A 19,298-nucleotide genomic window follows, 5' to 3' on the forward strand; every position below is an offset into this window, starting at 1 on the left:
CGGATCGCCCGAAACCGTTCCGGAACTCGCCCCGTACCGCTATCATCCGTAGCGCCCGCCGGGCGACGTGGCACCCCGCATCCCCTTCCGCTCCATGCCGTTCCTCCACACCCGGAAACAGAGGGCCGCCGCGCTCGTGGCCGTCCTCGGCGTCGTGATCGTGGTCGCGCTGCTGCCGTTCGCGGCGGGGCTCCTGGGCGCGGCCGTGCTGTACGTGATCTGCGCCCCCTCGCACCGCCGGCTCGCGCGCAGGCTGCCGCCCCGCCTGGCGGCCCTCCTGGTGACGGCCGTGGCCCTGGTGCTGATCCTCCTCCCCGGCGCCACGCTCCTGGGCCTGGTGCTCAACGAGGCGCCCAATACGCTGCGCGGGATGCAGCAGAGCCAGCTCTTCACCCGGCTGTCGGAGCTGCGCGTGGCCGGGGTGGACGTGGGCGCGCAGATGGCGGCCGCCGGCGGCTCGATCGTGAGCTGGCTCTCGCAGCAGGCGCTCGGCTTCGTGGGGAGCGCCGCGCGCGGCCTGCTGGCGCTGGTGATCGCCTTCTTCGGCGTCTACTACCTGCTGGTGTCGCGCGGCGCGGTGTGGCCGCACGTGCGCGAGCTCCTCCCCTTCTCCGACCGCACGGCCGACAGCCTGCGCGAGCGCTTCCTCCTGGTGACCGAGGCCACCCTGGTGGGCACCGCGCTCACGGCCATCATCCAGGGGACGATCGTGGGGCTGGCGTTCTGGGCGGTGGGGCTGCCGAGCGCGGCGTTCTGGGGCTTCATGACCGCGCTCGCCTCGGTGCTGCCGATCATGGGGAGCGCGCTGATCTGGCTCCCGGGCGTGGTGGCGCTGGCGGCCGGGGGCAGGCTCGTGGAGGCGGGGGTGCTGCTGGGGGTGGGGTTCGTGGCGGGGTCGGTGGACAACCTGGTGCGGCTCTTCGTCTACCGCGCCGTCTCGAACATCCACCCGATGGCCACGCTGGTGGGGGCGTTCGCGGGGCTCAAGTACTTCGGCATCCTGGGCGTGCTGCTGGGCCCGCTGGCCATCGCCTACTTCTTCGAGCTGCTGCGCATGTACCGCGAGGAGTACGGCGCCGCCGACGCGCCGGAGCCCGCCGGGGAGCTGCGGTTGGTGGACGCGGCGGAGGCGTGAGGCGGCCGTCCCGCCTTGCGCTTCGTCGACAATAGCGTGCCCGCTGCCCCATCACCGGAGACGACGCTGCACGGCTGCAGTACCAGGCGGAAAGCGGCCCCGGGCGGAAGCATCCGCCGGGGCCGCCATTTTCTCGGTTCCCGCCGCTCAGTACTGGCAGCAGCCCAACCGGTGATCGCTGGGGAGCGTAACCGGAATCTCCAGATCCAGCACCAGCGGTGGCGCGGCTTCGAAAGTCTCCACGCGAATCGCGTCCAGGTCCAGCTTCAGCTTTGCCATCAGAGACTCCACGTGTTCTTGGTGGATCGATATCAGCCCCGCGGAGAGCGCGGCCACCGGGTGCCAATCGCCCCCGGTGCCGCTCCCTGAACGCACCCCGCGTTCCACCGGGCTAAGCCCCTCACGTCCGCGTTCCATCCGCTTGCAGGGAAACGGCCTGGCCGCCATCGGAACACATTGCCGAAGCCACCGGGCTGGGGCGCGCCCTCCACACGTCTGTGGCGAACACGCCCCTGCGTGACGCCCGCGCCGCGCGAATGCACGCCAGAAGATCGCCCGCCCCCGCCGCCAGCACCGGCCCGCGCGGCGACCTCGTGATCTCCCGTCGTCCACCAACCGCGCCCCGTCCCGATCCCGCCCGCGCGGAACCCTGCGTTCGACGCAACGAAGTACACGGAGTGAACGCCGATGTAAAGAGCGTCCGTTCCGGAGACCGATCCCGTCCGCTTGCACCGGCTGCAACTCGTTGCCATCTTTCGCCGTACCCAAACCCGCCCTGCGGCCGAGCGCCGCGTCTCCCCGTGAGATGAAACCGTCACACCCCAAGGCGCCCGCCCCGGGCGCGCCGGAGTAACGCAACCGAGATGGCCGTTCGCGAAGGACGCTGGGACTGCCCGAGCTGTGGTGCCGTGGGGCAGTTCGGCCGGGACGTCAACTGCACCGGGTGCGGGAGCCCCCGGCCGAAGGGGATCCGCTTCTACCTCCCCGAGGACGCGCCCGAGGTCACCGACGCCGCCCGGCTGGAGCAGGCGCGCGCCGGGGCCGACTGGGTGTGCGAGCACTGCGGCGCCAGCGCCCGCGCCACGGACGACGACTGCCCCGGCTGCGGCGCGCCGCGCGGGAGCAGCCCCACGCAGGTGACGCGGCGGTACGGCGGCGGCGAGGTGCCGCGCGGGGGAGGGGCCGCGCCGATCCAGGCGGCCGCCGCCCTGCCGCCGCGCCCCAAGAAGTCGCGCGGCGGGCGGACGCTGGCCGGCGCGCTGGCGGTGCTGGTGGGCTTCTGCGCGTGGACCAACCGCACGCGCAACGTGGAGGCGGTGGTCGCGGCCAAGGAGTGGCAGCGCGAGGTGCAGGTGGAGGAGCACCGCACCGTCACCGAGTCCGACTGGTCGCTGCCCTCGGGCGGCTCGCTGGTGCGCTCGTACCGCGACGTGCGCGACTGGCGGCAGGTGATCGACCACTACGAGACGCGCACGCGCCAGGTCTCCGAGCGGGTGCAGACCGGCACCGAGCAGAAGGTCTGTGGGCAGCGCGACAACGGGAACGGCTACTTCGAGGACGTCTACTGCAACGAGCCGGTCTACGAGACGCGCTACCGCACCGAGGAGTACCAGGAGCCGGTCTACCGCCGCGAGCCGATCTACGCGACGAAGTACGAGTACCGCATCAAGCGCTGGGTCCCCGACACCCTCCTGGCCGCGCGCGGCGCCGCCGACCCGCCGCGCTGGCCCGCGATGCGCCTGGACGACGACCAGCGCGAGGGCGAGAAGAAGCAGCGCTACGTGCTCACCTTCCGCGACGGCGACGACACCTACACCGCCGAGGTGCCGCTCGAAGCCTTCGCCGAGCACGACGTGGGCGAGCGCGTGCGGCTGCTGGTGAAGGGGAAGACGGTCCAGCTCGACACCGCGCAGGCGCGCTCGGACTGACGCGGCCGCGGAGGAAGCGAGAAACGCCGGAGGCGCTCCGCAGCGGGGCGCCTCCGGCGTTTTCATGTCGAATCCGATCAAAGATCATTTCTCACGCAGAGTCAGCAGAGTTAGCAGAGTTAGCAGAGGAAACACCTCTGTTGACTCTGCTGACTCTGCGTGAGGCCCCGCTGTTTTTCCGGATTTGGTAATCAGTCGGTTGACGGTCAGCGGGCGGGCGGGCCGAGGGCGGCGAGGGCGGCGGGGAGCGCGAGCCGCGCCCACTCCTCGTACGCCCTGCCGGAAGGGTGCAGGCGGTCGGCGACCAAGTACGCCGGGTCGCCGCCGGCGGCGCGGGAGCGCGGCGTCACGTCCACCCAGCGCGCGCCGCGGGACGCCGTCTCTTTGCGCGCCGCGGCGTTGAACGCGTCGATCCCGGCGGCGATCTGCGCGCGGTCGCGCCCGGCGGCGAACGGCGTCACCCCCCAGTCGGGGATGGAGAGGACCACCACGCGCCCCGGCTCGCCGCCCGCGAAGGCGACGGCGCGCTCCAGCAGGTCGCGGAACTGCGCGCGGTACTCGTCCACGCCGCGCCCGCGGTACTGGTTGTTGACGCCGATCAGCAGCGTCACCAGCGCGTAGGGGCCCCGGGGCCGGGCGCGGTCGATGGCGTCCGCCAGCTCGTCGGTGGTCCACCCGGTGCGCGCGACGATCTCCGGGTCCGCCACCTCCACGCCGCGCCCGCGCAGGAGCGCCGCCAGCCGCGCGGGCCAGCGCTCGCCCTCCGCCACGCCCTCGCCGATGGTGTAGGAGTCGCCCAGCGCCAGAAACCGCATCGCCCCTCCCCTCTCCCCGTCCGTTCCCGCCTTCCCCGCCCCGCCCGCGCACGACACCGCGAGCAGCGTCGCCAGCGCGGCGAGCGTGCGCCATCGGATACGCAGGCGGGCGGCGGCGCGCAAGAGCCCGGAGCGATGGACGGTCACCGCTTCCCGCGCGCCTTCGCCGTGTCCGCGGGATAGAACCAGACGCGGCTCCCGTTCGGGAAGCGGACGAAAGCCGTGCTGTCGGCGGACGGGGCTCCCGCCATCGAGCCGCGCTGGGCGAGCGGCGGGCAGGGCGACGGCTTCACGGGGCCGGCGTTCATCCCCCGGTCGCCGCTGGAGTCCACCGGGACGACGGGCATGAAGGGGACGCTCCGCGGACAGGCGACCGGCATCCCCTCGCTCATCACCACCCCCACCGTGGCGGCCTCCAGCAGCTCGACACGCCCGCTCTTCAGCAGCTCGTCCAGGGCCGCGTCCCCCGGCTGCATCACGACCGGAGCCGGGTCCTCCGGAGCCGGGGCGGGGCTCTGCCGGGCGGGCGCGCACGCCGGGACCGCCAGCGCCAGCGCGACGCCGATCCGCGCCGGACCACGCATCTTCGTCATCGATACCTCCGGAGGGCGAATGGGGGATGCATCGAACGGCCCGCTTCAGAACACCCGATAGATCCCGGGCCGCTCCGAAAGGTTGTTTCGGAATGTATTCGGGTTTATCTTTCGTGCATGGAGTGGACGCACACGTACGACGACGAGGGCGTGGTCCCGGACGCGCCCGCGCAGCCGCTGGTGAAGATCCGCGGGCGCGGGGCGGCGTGGAACCCGCCGAACCGGTTCGAGCCGATCGAGGTGCTGCCGGACCTCGACGAGCTCGACCGCGAGTACGACGAGGCGGCGCCGGGGCCGCGCACGGTGTTCCTGCGCGACACGTCGAAGAGCGTCATCGCGCGCAACGACAGCCCCGACGTGCCGTTCGACACCAGCGTGAACCCGTACCGCGGCTGCGAGCACGGGTGCATCTACTGCTTCGCGCGGCCCACGCACGAGTACCTCGGCTTCTCGTCGGGGCTCGACTTCGAGACGCGTATCCTGGTGAAGGAGGACGCGCCCGCGCTGCTGCGCCGCGAGCTGGCCAGCCCGCGCTGGACGCCGCAGACCATCGCCATCAGCGGCGTCACCGACTGCTACCAGCCGGTCGAGCGGAAGCTCGGGCTCACGCGCGGCTGCCTGGAGGTGCTGGCCGAGTTCCGCAACCCGGTGGGGATCGTCACCAAGAACCACCTGGTCACCCGCGACGCCGACCTGCTGGGAGAGCTGGCGTCGTTCGGCGCGGCCCACGTCAACGTGTCGATCACCACGCTGGACGAAAAGCTGCAGCGGGTGATGGAGCCGCGCACGTCGACCCCGAAGCGGCGGCTGCAGGCGATCGAGACGCTGGCGAAGGCCGGCGTCCCCGTGCGCGTCCTGGTCGCGCCGGTGGTCCCCGGGCTCACCGACCACGAGGTGCCGGCGATCCTCAAGGCCTCGGCCGAGGCGGGGGCGCGCGGCGCGGGGTACATCCCGCTCAGGCTGCCGTACGCCATCAAGGACCTGTTCGAGCGCTGGCTGGAGACGCACTTCCCCGAGCGCAAGGACAAGGTGCTCAACCGCATCCGCGCCATCCGCGGCGGGAAGCTGTACGACTCCACCTGGGAGAAGCGGATGCGCGGCGATGGCGTCTTCGCGGAGCAGATGCGCGTCCTCTTCGAGGCCGCCTGCCGCAAGACAGGGCTCGACCGCGACCTCCCCCCGCTCTCCACTGCCGCCTTCCGCCGGCCTCACGACGCGCGGGGGCAGCTCGGGCTCTTCGACGCCGCCTGATGCGCGTCGCCGGCCGGGAGACGTCGCGCCGCAAGGTCATTTCCGGCATGAGTTTGCCCGCGCCCGCTCGCGACGGGCCACGAGACGAACGAGAATGCCGTGATCGGCGACGAGAGTCTTGCGCAGCGCGCTTCGGGTCCTTACGTTCGCGGGAGTAAAGTGGACGAAGTGCACGTTCCCTTCCCTCCCTTTCTCCCGATCCCATGACGACCATCGAGGAAGCGGTGCCCGGGACCACGCTCCCGCCGGCCGGCGCGGCCGACCTGCACGCGGTGCTGCACCAGCGCTTCGGGCTCCAGGAGTTCCGGCCCGGGCAGGAGACGGTGATCCGGGCGCTCCTGGAGCGCGGCGGCGCGCTGGCGGTGTTCCCCACGGGCGGCGGCAAGTCGCTCTGCTACCAGCTCCCCGCGCTGCTGCTGGACGGGGTGACGCTCGTCGTCTCGCCGCTCATCGCGCTGATGAAGGACCAGATCGACGCGCTGGGTGCGCTGGGGATCGACGCGGCGCGGCTGGACAGCTCGCTCACGGCCGACGAGGCGCGCGCCGTCGAGAAGCGCCTGCTGGCGGGGACGCTCCGGCTGCTGTACGCGGCGCCGGAGCGCTTCAACAACGAGCGCTTCCTGGAGCTGCTCGGGCGGGTGCGCATCGCGCTGTTCGCGGTGGACGAGGCGCACTGCATCTCGGAGTGGGGCCACAACTTCCGCCCCGACTACCTGAAGCTGGCCGACACGGCGCGCGCGCTGGGCGCCGAGCGCGTGCTGGCGCTCACCGCCACGGCCACGCCGCAGGTGGTGGAGGACGTCTGCGCCAGCTTCGGCATCGCCCGCGAGTGCGCGGTGGTGACGGGCTTCCACCGCCCCAACCTCTTCCTCTCCGTCCGCCCCACGCCGCCTGCCGAGCGCGACCGCGCCTTGGTGGAGGCGGTCCGCTCGCGGCCGGCCGGATCGGGGATCGTCTACGTGACGCTGCAGAAGACGGCGGAGCGGGTGGCGCGGCTCCTGGCGGACGCGGGCGTCGAGGCGCGCCCCTACCACGCGGGGCTGGGCGACGAGGTGCGCGCGCAGGTGCAGGAGTGGTGGAAGGCGTCGGACCGGGCGTTCGTGGTGGCCACGATCGCGTTCGGCATGGGGATCGACAAGGCGGACGTGCGCTACGTCTACCACTACAACCTCCCTAAGGGCCTGGAGAGCTACAGCCAGGAGATCGGCCGCGCCGGGCGCGACGGGCTGCCATCCACGGTGGAGCTGCTGGGCGGGCTGGACGATGTGGCCACGCTGGAGAACTTCGCCTGGGGCGACACGCCGACCGAGGCGAGCGTGCGCGGCCTGGTGGACGAGCTGCTCGCGGCGGGGCCGGCGTTCGACGTGAGCGTCTACGACCTCTCCAGCCGCCACGACATCCGGCAGCTGGTGGTGAAGACGGCGCTCACCTACCTCGAGCTGCTGGGCGTGCTGCGGCAGGGGACGCCGTTCTACGCGGGGTACCGGGTGCGGCTGCGCATCGCCGAGGCGGAGCTGTTCGAGAAGTTCGCCGGCGAGCGCAGGAGCTTCGTGGAAGGGATCTTCCGCGCGGCGCGCTCCGGGAGGCAGTGGTACACGCTCTCGCCGGAGGACGTGGCGGCGAAGCTCGGCGCGGAGCGCGGCCGCGTGGTGCGCGCGGTGGAGTACCTGGGCGAGCAGGGGTGGGCCGACGTGGAGGTGAGCGACGCGCGCCAGCGCTTCACGCGCATCGCGGCGCGGCCGGACGCGGACGCGCTGGTGGCGGAACTGGTGGAGCGCTTCGCCCGGCGCGAGCGCTCGGAGATCGGGCGGGTGCAGGCGGTGGTGGACCTGGCGGGGCGGGAGGGGTGCATCACCAACGGGCTGCTGGCGCACTTCGGCGAGGTGAGCGAGGTGCCGTGCGGCCACTGCACCTTCTGCGACACGGGCGTGCCGGCCGCCTTCCCCGCCCCGCCGGCTTTGCCGCCGATCGACGCGCCGATGCGGCCGCACGCCGCCGCCTTCCGCGCGCTGGCGGAGCAGCACCCGGAGGCGCTCGCTCACCCGCGGCAGCAGGCGCGCTTCCTCTGCGGGCTCACCAGCCCGGCGGTGTCGCGGGCGCGGCTGGGGCGGCACCCGCTCTTCGGGGCGCTGGAGGACCGGCGCTTCGCGGAGGTGCTGGCCTGGTGCGAGGGAGCGGAGTGACAACGACGACCACAAGCCTCACGCAGAGTCAGCAGAGTCAGCAGAGTCAGCAGAGAACTCACCGCTTGCAGCGATTTCCTCTGCTACCTCTGCTTCCTCTGCGTGAGAAAGCAGTTGGTTCGACTGGACATCGTAGCGACGCGAGCACGGGCGAGGCCGGGACAGGCCTCGCCCGTTCGTGCTCGCTCCGACCGCGATTACCGCGGCTGGCCGGCGCCGGCGGCTCCGGCGGACTGGATGACGCCGCAGGCGATGCGGGCGCCGGAGTTGCCCGAGGGGTCGGTGCGGTTGTCGTCGGCCTTCTCGTGGACGACGATGGCCGCGCCGTCGGCGTCGAGCAGGCCGCCGGCGCCGCTCAGCCGGCCGGCCGGAGTGGTGCCGGCCACGTCGGCGATCCCGTCGCCCGTGGCGGTGAGGCTGGGCAGGTCGCCGGCGTGCGGGCCCTGCGGGTTCTGGGTGCCGTGCTGGCGGCTGGTGGGGTTCCAGTGCGGCCCGGCGGACTCGAACGGCGGGTCGCAGCGGCCCACGGCGTGGAGGTGGATGCCGTGCTGGCCCTCCGGGAGGCCCGAGAGACGGCCTTCCACCACGATCCCCTGCCCCCTCTGCCGGAGCGCGAGCGTGCCCAGCTCCTGGCCCTGCGCGTCGCGCAGGGTGGCGGAGGCACGGCCGGCGGTGTCGGCGTCGGTGTCGATGGTGTCCGTGACGGTTTCGTCGACGGGAGTGATGGCGGCGGCGGCGCTGTCGAACTCGGCCGATGCCGCGGTCTCCCTGTCGGTGATGGGCTCCTCTTCGTCGCCGCAGGCGGCCAGCCAGGCGCAGACGGCCAGCGGCAGGATCAGGGCATAGGCTCGGCGCATCACGATCCTCCTCGTTCCGGTCCAGTCCTCTCCCGGCATCCCGGCGTCGTCCGGCCCGGGACTCGGCGGACGACGGGTGATCGGGGCCGGTGCGCAGGTGGGGGATGCCAGGATCGTACCGGGGGCGGCTCCAGTTGCCCAGAGGCACTGAAGTCGCGCCAACAACGGCAGAAAGCCTCGCAACCCCGCGAGGCTGCAACCCCTTTTCACCCGAACGCCATGACTGCATGAGGGATGCGCGCCCGGAGGGCCGGGACACGGGCGCGCCGGGGGTTTGGCGCGACCGGGGCCCGGCGCGGTTGGGCACAGTCGTATCGTGCCCTACCGCGCGCGCAGCCCGGCCCGGAGCGCAGCGGAGGGACATGCCCGGAACGGCAGTGCGAAAGTGCTAAGTGCGAGAGTGCGAAAGTGATGGAAGCGGCGGTTACTTTCGCACTTTCGCACTTTCGCACTCACGCACTGATTTTCACCGCCCGAGCCAGTAGCTGGCCTTGATGACGAAGACGTTGTCGGGGTGCTGGCGGAAGACGGCGCTGGCGTCGCGGTCGAAGGAGAAGTCGCCGTATGCCTCGGAGCCGCTCCTCTGCTGCTGCCACACGAAGAAGAGCGTGGAGCCCGGGCGGTACTCCCAGCGCAGCACGGCGTTGCCCCGCAGGCTGCGGAAGTTGAAGTCCGGGTTGCGGAACCGGAAGTCGGCGTCGCCGTCGCCGTCGGAGTCCAGGTCGTACGCCGTCTCGCGCCCCTCCGCGTCGACCACGGGGGTCAGCCGCTCGCCGAGCTCCGTCTTGGCGATCGCGCGCGGCGCGGCGAACTCCTTGAAGTCGTGGTACTCGCCGGTGGAGACGAACGGCTGCGCGAACAGCTCCAGCGACAGCGTGGGGCTGAAGGTGACGTTCAGCCGCGTGTCCATCGACACCGTGCGCTGCGACAGCCCGCCGAAGACCGCGCGGCGGCCGTAGAAGGCCACCGCCGAGGGGTCGGCAAAGGCGTCCACGAACTGCGTCGGCGTCTCCAGGCGGAAGAACGACGGGCTCACCGTGAGCGAGACGTTCGAGGTGGGCCGGTAGCGCACGCCCAGGTTGGCGCTCGCCTCGAAGCCGCCGTCCTCGCGCCAGAAGTAGCCGGGGTTGGTGCTGAGCGCCAGCGGCTTGCGCATGTCGGTGTTCAGGTTCCACCCCACGAAGCGGCTGGCGGCGCGGCGCACGACGGCGCCGCCGCGGGTGAGCCGCTCGTCGAACACCTCGGGGCGGTACTGCAGGTAGAGCCCCGTCCCCCAGTAGTTGGGCAGGTCGGCGTAGAGCGAGAGGTGCACCTGCCGGTCGTTCACGTCGCCGTCGAAGTTGAACTGGTTCTGCGCGCCCGCGGTGATGCCGAGGTAGCGGTACCAGCGCGTGGGCGTGGTCCAGCGCCGGTTCACGTTCACCAGCGTCCACACGTAGTCGGCGCGGGTGATGATGGCGGCGTCGTTCACCTCGAAGCCGGGGCTGCGCACGTTCAGCTGCGTCTCCCAGCGCAGCGGCCCGCCCTCCCTGGCCAGGCGCGCGTACCCCGCGAAGCCGCGCATCGAGGTCAGCGACGGGTCGTACGCGTCGGAGAAGAGCCCGTTGCCCCCGTGCTCGCGGTCGGGGCGCTGGAAGTAGCGCGCCGAGGAGCGCTGCAGCCGCAGGATCGCCAGCGAGTCGCCGGCCACGCTGCTCACGGCCACGTTGCCCATGAGCCGGTAGGTGCGGTTGTTCCAGTAGACGTTCCAGTCCACCCCCAGCGCCTCGGCGTGGCTGGAGAGCTGGTGGCGCAGCGTGTCGTAGCCGAAGCTGCGCGCCACCGAGGTGGCGATGGCGCCCACGGTGGCGTTGCCGCCGCGGAAGGTGCGTCGCACGCGGCCCACCAGGTAGTTGGTGAGCGGCTCCACCTCGCGCTCGACCTCGGCGCCCGCGGCGTCGATGAAGCGGGCCTTCTCGGCCCCGGTGACGGCCTCCAGCACGCCGATCTCCAGCCCGTTGCCGAGCCTGCCGGTGAGCTTGGCGGCGCCCAGGATCGGGGTGTTCTCGGGGACGTCGCTGAAGGTGGTGCGGAACGGCATCCCCCCCTGCGGCCGCCGGCCGATCCGCCGCGAGTAGAAGAGGTTGGTGCTGCTCACGTTGCTGCAGGTGAAGCAGCTCAGGCCCCCGAAGCCCAGGATGCCGCTCCCCTCCACGAAGAAGGGGCGCTTCTCCTCGAAGGAGACCTCGAAGGCGGAGAGGTTGACCACCGCCGGGTCCACCTCCACCTGGCCGAAGTCGGGGTTGAAGGTGGCCGAGAGCGTCAGGTTGGAGCCCAAGAGCGCCTTGACGTCGGCGCCGGTGCGCACGTCGTAGGCGCTCGCGTCGTGGAACGGGCTCCCCGGCTGGGGCGAGCGGACGTACGCGGCGCGCGCCAGCATGTACGGCATCACCTCCCACCCGCCGGGGCGGCGGGCCACGTCGAGGCCCTGCAGGTGGCCGAAGTACGCGGGGCCGCCGTTCTCCTGCTTCCCCCAGAAGCTCCACATGGAGATCTCGTTCAGCCGCTCGACGTAGCGCCAGATCTGCACGCCCCAGGTCTGCGCCGAGTCGCGCGAGAAGCGCAGTTGCGACCAGGGGATGCGCAGCTCGGCCGTCCACCCGGCCGAGTCGACGCGGGTGGCGGCCTGCCAGACGGGGTCCCACGAGGGGTCGGCCGAGGGCGAGGCCTGCCCGGCGTCGGTCTTCACCCCCGAGGGGTTGATGCGGAAGACGGTGCGCCCGGCGTGGTCGTGGTAGGTGTCGAAGACCAGCTCCAGCCAGTCGCCGCCGGCGTCCTGGTCGCGCCGGGCCAGGCGGGTGCGCACCCCGGCGGCGCCCAGCGTGTCGTGCATGCGGGCGCCCACGTAGAGCGCGTCGGGGCCGTAGGCGAAGCGCACCTCGGTGCGCTGCGTGGCCGGCTGGCCCTCGTTCGGGTCCTGCTGGCGGAAGTCGGTGGCCGCCGGGGCGGCGGCCCACGCCGCGTCGTCCAGCGCGCCGTCGAGCTTCACCTCGCCGGCGGGCACGGCGCGCACGGTGGGCGCCGTGCCGGCGTGGGTGGGGCGGTGCGCGGGCGCGGCGGCGCCGGTGCCGAGCGCCACCTGGGCGGCGAGCGGGGCGGCGAGCAGAAGCGAGAGCACGAGCGCCGCGGCGAGCGGCTGCGCGGAAGCGTTGCGAGGGTGCATGGGAGTCCGCCGGGTGCGGTGTGATGGCCGTCGGGAGAGCGAACGCACCCTTGGACGGGGACGGCGCCCGGATGGTTTGGACGCCGTCTCCGGCGTCCCTCGGGCGACCTCGCGTGGCGGCGGCCGCCCGGCTGCCGGGCCGCGCCACGCGCTGGAAACGACTCGACGGCCGGGAGCAGGCGGCTGGTGTGGCGAATCGGGCGATTCGTCACCGCGCCCTCCCGGCCGGCGAGAAGCGGCTGCATACTGGGCCACGCTCACTTCGTTCCCCGGAAATCACGTTCTGCTATTTTCTCAAGTCTTTGTCATGCAATTACTTACATCAGGTCCAGAAGAGGGCGGCCGATCCCGCGTCAGGCCCTGATGATTCTCACGCAGAGGTAGCAGAGGTAGCAGAGAACTCATCGCTCGCTACGACCCACTCTGCTTACTCTGCTGACTCTGCGTGAGGCTTTGTCTTTTTTGGTGTTTTGGATCCCGCAACGGACGAGGCCAGCGCATGTCCAGCCTTCGCAGGTCGCTTCATCGGGCGATCGGGATGCGGGTCGCCGTCCCGCTCCTCCTCGCGATCCCGGCGGCCGCCGCGGCGCAGGGGCAGCCGGCGGCGAAGACGCGCGTCGTCGTGCTCGGGGTGACGCACTCCAACCAGCTGGTGGCGGAGAGCTACCAGCCGGCCGTCTTCCGCGCCTTCTTCAACCGGGTGCGCCCGGCGGCGGTGTGCGTGGAGCGCGACCCCGACTCGTTCGCGCGCGGGAGCCACCACGAGTTCACCTACGAGATCCAGCACATCGCGCTGCCGTGGGCGGAAGAACGCGGCGTCCCCGTGCACCCGTTCGACTGGTACGCGCCGCCCGGGGACGAGCTGCTGGGGCTGGGGATGACGTGGGACCCGCCGCCCGCCGTGCGCCGCCGCGGCGCGCCGCAGAACTTCCTCACCTTCGGCGACTCGGCGGCGCTCGGGCTGCCCTTCTTCTACGCCGAGTCCGACAGCGTGCGGAAGGACTACCGCGACTGGTACGACGCCGTCCCCGAGCGCGCCTCGATCGACTTCGCGCGGCGGCTCTTCCTCTACCGCACCTTCCTGCAGGCGCGGCGGGCGGCGGCCGCGGCGGCGCGGTACCCCGGGCGCACGGTGCTGGTGGTGGTCGGCTCGTACCACGCCGAAGACATCGAGCGCATCCTGGCCGACGACCCGCGCTTCGAGCTGGCGAGGCCGTCCTCCTTCGGCCTCCCCGAGGGCGAAGAGGTGGAGAAGGAGGTGCGCGGCGGCGACCTGTTCGCCATCGCCGCCTACAACCTGCTGGGCGCGCAGGCCAGGCAGGGGCCCGTGGACTGGGAGTGGGTGCGCCGCGTGGTCGCCCGCCTCGCACGAGAGCAGGGGACGCCGGAGGTGGCGCTGCTCCAGACGCGCCTGGCCGTGCTGACGGGAGAGCTGGCGCCGGCGGCGGCGCTCGCGCGCTACGAGGAGCTCGCCCGGCGGGCGGACGCGGACGCGCGCTTCACCTGGGACGGCGTGCGCGACCGCTCGCGGCTGGACTCGTACTTCGACCCGTTCGGCAACCTCACCGTCGCCCGGCGCGCGCTGCTGGAGGCGGCGCGGGAGCACGGCAAGCTGGGCCACGCCGGGCCGGCCGCGGAGCTGCGGCGGCGGCTCGAGGCGGGGCTGAGCCCGCTCCAGCGCGCGCAGCTGGCGGCGTACTGGGAGGATTGGCTGGCGGGTATGCGGTAGCCGGGCGACGGGCCCGGGCACTCCCCCGGAGTCCGTCCGGAGGCCGGCATCGCCGCCCCCTCCCCCGCCGCGCGGTGGAGGGAGAGCACGAGTGCGCGGAAGCGAAACAGGCGCGCCGCCGTGCGGGACGGCGGCGCGCCTGGGTTCCTCCGGGGAGGGTCCGCGCTCAGTTGCTGCCGGGCGCCGGGGCCGGAGCGGGGTTGCGCAGCGCCTCCATGCGGTCGACCAGCGCCTGCGCCTGCGGGTCGATCTGGTTCATCCGCGCCAGGAGGACCGCCAGGTACGCCTTGCGCTTCTCCTGGATCTCCGGCAGCGCCAGCGCGCGCTGCTGCAGGCCGGCGAAGTACGTCTGCAGCTGCTGCGCCTCGGCGGCGAGCTGGTTGAGCTTGGCGTTGTCGTTGGCGGCGCGGGCGGCCTCGACCTCCTGGTTCAGCGCCTCGCCGCGCGCGGCCTTGTTCTTCGCCTCGGGATCCAGGCCCTGCATGGCCGCCATCACCTCGTCGCCGAACTTCTTCTGCGCGGCCTGCACGGCCGAGTCCTGCAGCGCCTGCTGCTGCAGCTGGCCCAGCCGCTGCTGGATCTGCTGGAGCTCGGCCTGCGGGTTCGCCGAGGGAGCCGGCGCGGGCGCCGGGGCCGGGTGCTGGTGCTGCGGAGCGGGCGTGGTCTGCGCGGCGGCGGCGGCCGGAAGCGCCAGCGCGGCGAGCGCCAGGAGCGCGGTGCGGGTCTTGTTCTGCACGGGTCTTCCTCCAGCAGAGAAACGTATTCTTTCCCGCCGGCTCACCCGTGCAGGGGCGTCCGGCGACTCGAACGAAGCCTCGCTATCACCCCGACCCCGGGGATTGGTTCCGCACCGAACCATTAATTCCAAAACGCGCGTTCAACTGCAACTCGTTGTGGTTGCAGAGGATGCAAGGGCGGCGAAGGCGGATCGGGGTCATCGCGCCTCTCCCGTCATTCCCTCCCGACCCGTGCCGGGCGAAAGAAACCCGGCCGTCGTGATGGACACGACGGCCGGGACGCGGCCGGCTTCCGCCGCCGCCCTCGGGACGGACCGTCAGAGGGACGCCAGCTCGGTGGCGAGGATGGCGTTCTCCACGGGGACGATCGGCGTGTAGTCGCGGCTCGCCAGGAACTCGGGGCGCGGGCTGGGCACCGGCGGGGTGTTCAGCACGCTGTTGTAGGTGACGATCACCACCGCCCGGTCGAAGGGCGACATGTTGGGCGAGGAGCCGTGCACCACGTTGGGGTCGAAGAGGAGCACCGAGCCCGCCGGGCCCTTCGGCCCCACGATCCCGTTCTCCGCCACCAGCCGCGCCAGGTCCTGCCGCGAGATGGTGTAGGTGAGGCGGGCCGCCACGTTGCTGGCCCAGCTCGGCCCCTCGGGGTCGGTCTCCAGCTCGCGGTCGTCGGTGGCCAGCACGCCGTGGTGGTGCGAGCGCGGGATGATCAGCAGGGGCCCATTGAACTCGTTCACCTCGTCCAGGAACACCATGGCGTTGATCACGCGGTTGGCGGGCATCCCGTCTTCGTTGCGCCAGTAGATGAAGTCCTGGTGCCACTCCCAGACCTCGCCCCCGAACGCCTGCTTCGCGTTGATCTTGAACTGGTGGACGTACACCTCGCTGTCCAGCGCGCCCCGGGCGAGCTCCACCAGGCGGGCGTCCGCGGCCAGGGCGCCGAAGAGCGGGTGGCGGTTGTGCGTGCCGTAGACCGAGCGCACGATGCCGCTCCCCTCCTCCAGCACCCGCCCCGGAGAGTCCTCGCCGAAGACCGCCGGGAGCTCCGACCGCATGCGCGCGACCTCCTCCGCGGAGAAGAGCTCGGGGAGGAAGAGGTAGCCTTCCTCCCGGTACTGGCGGATCTGCACGTCCGTCGACTGCATGGGGATCTCCCTGTCTGAAGATGGCAACCGCGCTCCTCGCGCGCGCAACGAGGCCCCGCCGGGCGCCACCGCGGCGGGCTCTATGTCGGAGCCGAGCGTCAGCTCATTGGGCGCCTTGCAAATGGACAAAGTGGCACAGGTGACCCGTAAGGTACTGTGCCGGACGGACCGGACCCTGCTCCTGGCGTACGTAATGCGCCATCCCGCCACAGAACCAGATTGTGACGGAACAGGCGTCGTTAGCAAGATAATGAGGAACCGGCTCCGTCAACAACGGCTTGTAGACGCCAATTCATTTCGTGAACTGGTCCGAGTCGTCCAAGCTATTCCAGAGCAATGCTTTCGACGTGAACCGTCCGCTGCGGGCCTCCCTTGCACGGCTGGGGAACCGGGCCGGTGCGCCCCTCGAGTGGACGCCGGGCACGCGCTCGTCCACGTCATGTCCAAATAGGTGCGCCCCGTCAGCGGTGACGAGGCGATGCGAAAGAAGCCCGGCCGTCGCGGCGAAAGCGACGGCCGGGCGATGGGCCCACCAGGATTCGAACCTGGGACCGAAGGATTATGAGTCCTCTGCTCTAACCGCTGAGCTATGGGCCCGGAAGACGGAACGGGAAGGAACCGCGCGGACGAATATAGTCCCGTCCGGCCCCGAATTCAACGGAGGTCCGGACCTGCCGGGAGGAGGATCGCTCGGAGAAACAGCGCCGCCCCGGCGCAGGACGCCGGGGCGGATGTATTCGCGCAACCGTTGAGGAGGATTGAGGGCCGAGGCGCCCGTCAGGACTCGGCCAGCGGGACCTGCTCCACGGAGGGCGTAACGGGCGCCTGCACCAGGCGCGCGCCAGGCCGGGGCGCCGTCACCGTGAGCGGCGCGAGCTGGCAGGGGTTCGCGGCGTCGCCGCAGGTGGAGAGTCCGGCTTCGGCGTAGCTGCGGGTCAGCGCGGTGTCGAGGCCCGCGTAGGCCAGCAGGGTCAGCACGAAGGAGGCGAACAGGATGCGCACGGAGGTGGTGAGGTTCTTCGGCATTTGGCCCTCGTCGGGTTCGGCGTTCAGGTTGCGAGTCTACGGGTACCTCGTACCGCGTCTCACTCGTCGCATATGACGCAGCCAGAGGGCAAAAAGTTTTATCGGCGATGATTAGGCGCTGATTAACGAGCCAGCGCGGATGCGGCAGATCCGCCGCCTCCGCGCCGTAACCCATTACGCCGCATCCGCTTGCCGCCCCGGCGGGCCGATGCCGACGCGGGTGTACACTTCAGGCCGGAGCCGCTCCCGGTTCTCGCGGACGCACTCCTCCGCCGGGGTCGGGGGAGAGCGGGTGGCAGGCTCTGGCGCGGCGGCGGGCAGCCCTCACCCGCCGCCTTGGAGCGGCAACCCTCTCCCAAGTCTGGGAGAGGGTGAACATGACGGGGTCGGTGCGTGGGAGGGATGAATCCACGGCTACAACTGCGCAAAGCCCGCCTGCGCGGGCTCCCTTCGGTGTGGGCGCCCGGTTCGGCGCGGGGAGGCTGGCTTCGGGCGGGCGAGGCAGGCCTCGCCCCTACGGGGGTCGCTCCGGCGATGAGGTGCGTGAGGGATGCGCGCCCGGAGGGCCGGGACCCGGGCGTGCCGGGGGTTTGGCACGACCGGGGCCCGGCGCCGTTGGGCACAGTCGTATCGTGCCCTACGGCGCGCGCAGCCCGGCCCGGAGCGCAGCGGAGGGACACGCCCAAAACCGCAGTGCGAAGTCCCGAGTGCGAAGTGCGAAGTGCTACGTGGCGTAGCGGCGCGTCATGCGGGCGCAGAAGTCGGCGAACTGGTCGACGCACTTCGGGGGGCTGGTGTGGTGCGGGACCACGCCGCAGCTCTCGGGGGTGAAGCAGAAGGTGAGCGTGACGTCGAAGCCCTCCAGCGCCCGCATCTGCCGGTCGAACCAGGCTTCGGCGCCCTCGCGGTCGTGGTCGTCGCTCCAGGCCAGGCCGGTGCGCAGCTTCTTCACGCCGAGGCGCTTCAGCCAGCGCACGGCGTCGTCCAGGCGCGGGTCCTCGTAGTGGAACCACTGGCAGACGCCCAGCTCGGGGGCGAATTCGGCGAAGCGGGCCAGCGCGCGCTTGGGGCTTCCGTCGGGGCGGATGAGGCCCATGTGGAAGTGGCGGAAGTACGAGGAGCCCTCGCGCTCCTTGTGCCGCGTGGTCGCCCCCCACTCGCGCGGCAGGTCGAAGAGGCTGTACCAGTGCACGCGCTCGGCGCGGCCCAGCAGCAGCCCGGCGGTGCGCTCGAGCCCCAGCCGCTGCACTTCCTCGCTGGCGTAGGTGCTGACGCCCACCTCGGTGACCCAGACGGGCTTGTCGGTCACGCAGCGGACCGACTGCAGCTTGCGCGGCCAGTCGTCGACGCTCCACAGGTTCCAGTCGAGCGGGAAGCCGTGCACGGCCACCACGTCGACGTCGTCCAGCACCCCCTGCCCCGCCAGGTTGGCCACGAAGCCGGGGTCGATCGGGCTCATCCCGCCCAGCACGCGGCGCACCTCGGGGCTCTCGGCGGCGACGGCGCGGGCGGCGCGGCGGACCATGTCGGCGTAGACCGCCCACCCGGGATCGAGCCGGAAGTCCCAGTGGGACATGTTGTTCGGCTCGTTCCAGAGCATCACCGCCTCGATCACCGGCCGCCTCTCTCACGCGCGGGGTAGACGGCGCGCGGCTGCTCATCGGGGAGCCGGCCGCGGCGGCAGAGGTAGACTTCCTGCTCGGGGTGCGCGACGATCTCGAAGCCGGCGCTCCTCAGCATGGCCTCGGCGCAGGCGGCGTTGGGGATCCACCAGTTGGTGGGGTCGTCGGCGTAGCGGTGCTCCACGAAGAACATCCTGGGCCACCCGGGGCGGTCGAACAGCTCGGTCTCCCAGAAGTGGTGGTTGGCCTCGGGCTCCTCGACCTCGGTGGACCCGCGCTGCATGCTCTGGAAAAGGAGGAGGTCGCCCACCACGTGCTCGTGCAGGAGGTCGAGCGCCAGGAGCGGGTGGCGCAGGTGGTAGAGGACGCCCATGAAGATGACGAAGTCGAACTTCTCGCCCAGCTTCCCCACGTCGTAGACGGAGAGGTTGCGGTACTCGATGTCGAGCCCGTTGACCTCGGCGGCGAAGCGGGCCTGGGCCAGGTACAGCTCCTCGCTGTCGATCCCCACCACGCGCGCGGCGCCGCGGCGCTTCATCTCCATGGAGTAGAAGCCGGCGTTGCAGCCGATGTCGAGCACGGTCTTCCCGGTCATGTCCTGGGGGATGGCGTGCGCGAAGCCGCGCCACTTGATGTTCGGGTAGTCGCCCAAGAAGTGGTCGGGCGCGGTCTGCACGCCCATCAGGTCCAGGTTGTGGAACCAGGGCCTGAGCTCCTCCACCCGCGCGCGGATCCGCTCGGGGGTGAGCGTCTCCGCCTCCATCGTCGTCGTCATCCTCCGCTCCTTGGTTGCCCGACTCGTTCCCAAGCACGCCGGATCCGCATGCTTTCTTGCCTGAACGACAAAAAATCGCCGTCATCCTGAGCTCGACTTTGGCCATTCGTTGACTCTGTTTATCTTTACCTCCGGTGCCCCCACCAGCACCGGAGGTATAGATGCAGTTCGTCACCTCGGAGTTGTCGGGGCTCTTTGCGGCGTTCGCACCTCTATTCACCCAGCCGACCTTTCAGCACGCGCTGCGCTTGCTGGAAGGCGCGATCCTGACCGTCGGCCGCAGGACGGTCGCGAGCGTAC

At 71.6% G+C, this 19,298-nt stretch carries 15 protein-coding genes and 1 tRNA gene; 5 read left to right on the top strand and 11 right to left on the bottom strand.

All coding sequences use genetic code 11. The features are described from left to right. Positions 1–67 precede the first annotated feature (67 nt). Complete coding sequence (locus VF746_16760) at positions 68–1,135, top strand: AI-2E family transporter (protein HEX8694075.1); 1,068 nt, start codon at positions 68–70, stop codon at positions 1,133–1,135. A gap of 147 nt (positions 1,136–1,282) precedes the next feature. Here the strand turns inward: VF746_16760 and VF746_16765 are convergent, their stop codons facing one another. Beyond that, the gene (locus VF746_16765) at positions 1,283–1,414 is read right to left on the bottom strand and encodes a hypothetical protein (protein ID HEX8694076.1); all 132 of its coding nucleotides are present in this window, start codon (positions 1,412–1,414) and stop codon (positions 1,283–1,285) included. Between the two features lie 584 nt (positions 1,415–1,998). Here VF746_16765 and VF746_16770 point away from each other — a divergent pair. Next, complete coding sequence (locus tag VF746_16770; protein HEX8694077.1) at positions 1,999–3,063, top strand: Ran-binding zinc finger domain-containing protein; 1,065 nt, start codon at positions 1,999–2,001, stop codon at positions 3,061–3,063. A 206-nt stretch (positions 3,064–3,269) separates the two neighbouring features. Here the strand turns inward: VF746_16770 and VF746_16775 are convergent, their stop codons facing one another. After that, positions 3,270–4,025, bottom strand: coding sequence for an SGNH/GDSL hydrolase family protein (locus VF746_16775; GenBank protein HEX8694078.1), 756 nt, complete (start codon positions 4,023–4,025; stop codon positions 3,270–3,272). Next, positions 4,022–4,471: a hypothetical protein gene (locus VF746_16780; protein ID HEX8694079.1), complete on the bottom strand. Its 450-nt coding sequence runs from the start codon at positions 4,469–4,471 to the stop codon at positions 4,022–4,024. The genes VF746_16775 and VF746_16780 overlap by 4 nt, the downstream gene beginning before the upstream one ends. 117 nt (positions 4,472–4,588) lie before the next feature. Here VF746_16780 and VF746_16785 point away from each other — a divergent pair, with 117 nt between their 5' ends. Then, complete coding sequence (locus VF746_16785; protein HEX8694080.1) at positions 4,589–5,722, top strand: PA0069 family radical SAM protein; 1,134 nt, start codon at positions 4,589–4,591, stop codon at positions 5,720–5,722. 203 nt (positions 5,723–5,925) lie between these two features. Continuing rightward, positions 5,926–7,905 (top strand): ATP-dependent DNA helicase RecQ, encoded by a 1,980-nt coding sequence (locus VF746_16790; GenBank protein HEX8694081.1) that lies wholly within the window; start codon positions 5,926–5,928, stop codon positions 7,903–7,905. Between the two features lie 197 nt (positions 7,906–8,102). Here the strand turns inward: VF746_16790 and VF746_16795 are convergent, their stop codons facing one another. Beyond that, positions 8,103–8,762 carry a superoxide dismutase family protein gene (locus tag VF746_16795; protein ID HEX8694082.1) on the bottom strand — a complete coding sequence of 220 codons (660 nt, stop codon included), beginning with the start codon at positions 8,760–8,762 and terminating at the stop codon, positions 8,103–8,105. 466 nt (positions 8,763–9,228) lie between these two features. Then, positions 9,229–11,964, bottom strand: coding sequence for a DUF5916 domain-containing protein (locus tag VF746_16800; GenBank protein HEX8694083.1), 2,736 nt, complete (start codon positions 11,962–11,964; stop codon positions 9,229–9,231). Between the two features lie 538 nt (positions 11,965–12,502). Here VF746_16800 and VF746_16805 point away from each other — a divergent pair. Then, a complete protein-coding gene (locus VF746_16805) occupies positions 12,503–13,693 on the top strand; it encodes a hypothetical protein (protein ID HEX8694084.1) in 1,191 nt (396 codons plus the stop codon). Between the two features lie 166 nt (positions 13,694–13,859). Here VF746_16805 and VF746_16810 read toward each other — a convergent pair whose 3' ends face one another. The 6 genes from VF746_16810 to VF746_16835 all read right to left on the bottom strand — a co-directional run bounded on the left by VF746_16810 (position 13,860) and on the right by VF746_16835 (position 18,998). After that, a complete protein-coding gene (locus VF746_16810; GenBank protein HEX8694085.1) occupies positions 13,860–14,429 on the bottom strand; it encodes a hypothetical protein in 570 nt (189 codons plus the stop codon). Positions 14,430–14,747: 318 nt separating this feature from the next. Continuing rightward, positions 14,748–15,575 (bottom strand): phytanoyl-CoA dioxygenase family protein, encoded by an 828-nt coding sequence (locus VF746_16815; protein ID HEX8694086.1) that lies wholly within the window; start codon positions 15,573–15,575, stop codon positions 14,748–14,750. A gap of 524 nt (positions 15,576–16,099) precedes the next feature. After that, positions 16,100–16,172 (bottom strand) — tRNA-Ile (locus tag VF746_16820). A gap of 180 nt (positions 16,173–16,352) precedes the next feature. After that, complete coding sequence (locus tag VF746_16825; GenBank protein ID HEX8694087.1) at positions 16,353–16,601, bottom strand: hypothetical protein; 249 nt, start codon at positions 16,599–16,601, stop codon at positions 16,353–16,355. A gap of 724 nt (positions 16,602–17,325) precedes the next feature. After that, complete coding sequence (locus tag VF746_16830; protein ID HEX8694088.1) at positions 17,326–18,201, bottom strand: hypothetical protein; 876 nt, start codon at positions 18,199–18,201, stop codon at positions 17,326–17,328. An 11-nt stretch (positions 18,202–18,212) separates the two neighbouring features. Beyond that, positions 18,213–18,998: a TIGR04290 family methyltransferase gene (locus tag VF746_16835; protein HEX8694089.1), complete on the bottom strand. Its 786-nt coding sequence runs from the start codon at positions 18,996–18,998 to the stop codon at positions 18,213–18,215. Between the last annotated feature and the right edge of the window lie 300 nt (positions 18,999–19,298).

Origin of the sequence: Longimicrobium sp. (genome assembly GCA_036389795.1) — a bacterium.
Lineage (GTDB): Bacteria > Gemmatimonadota > Gemmatimonadetes > Longimicrobiales > Longimicrobiaceae > Longimicrobium.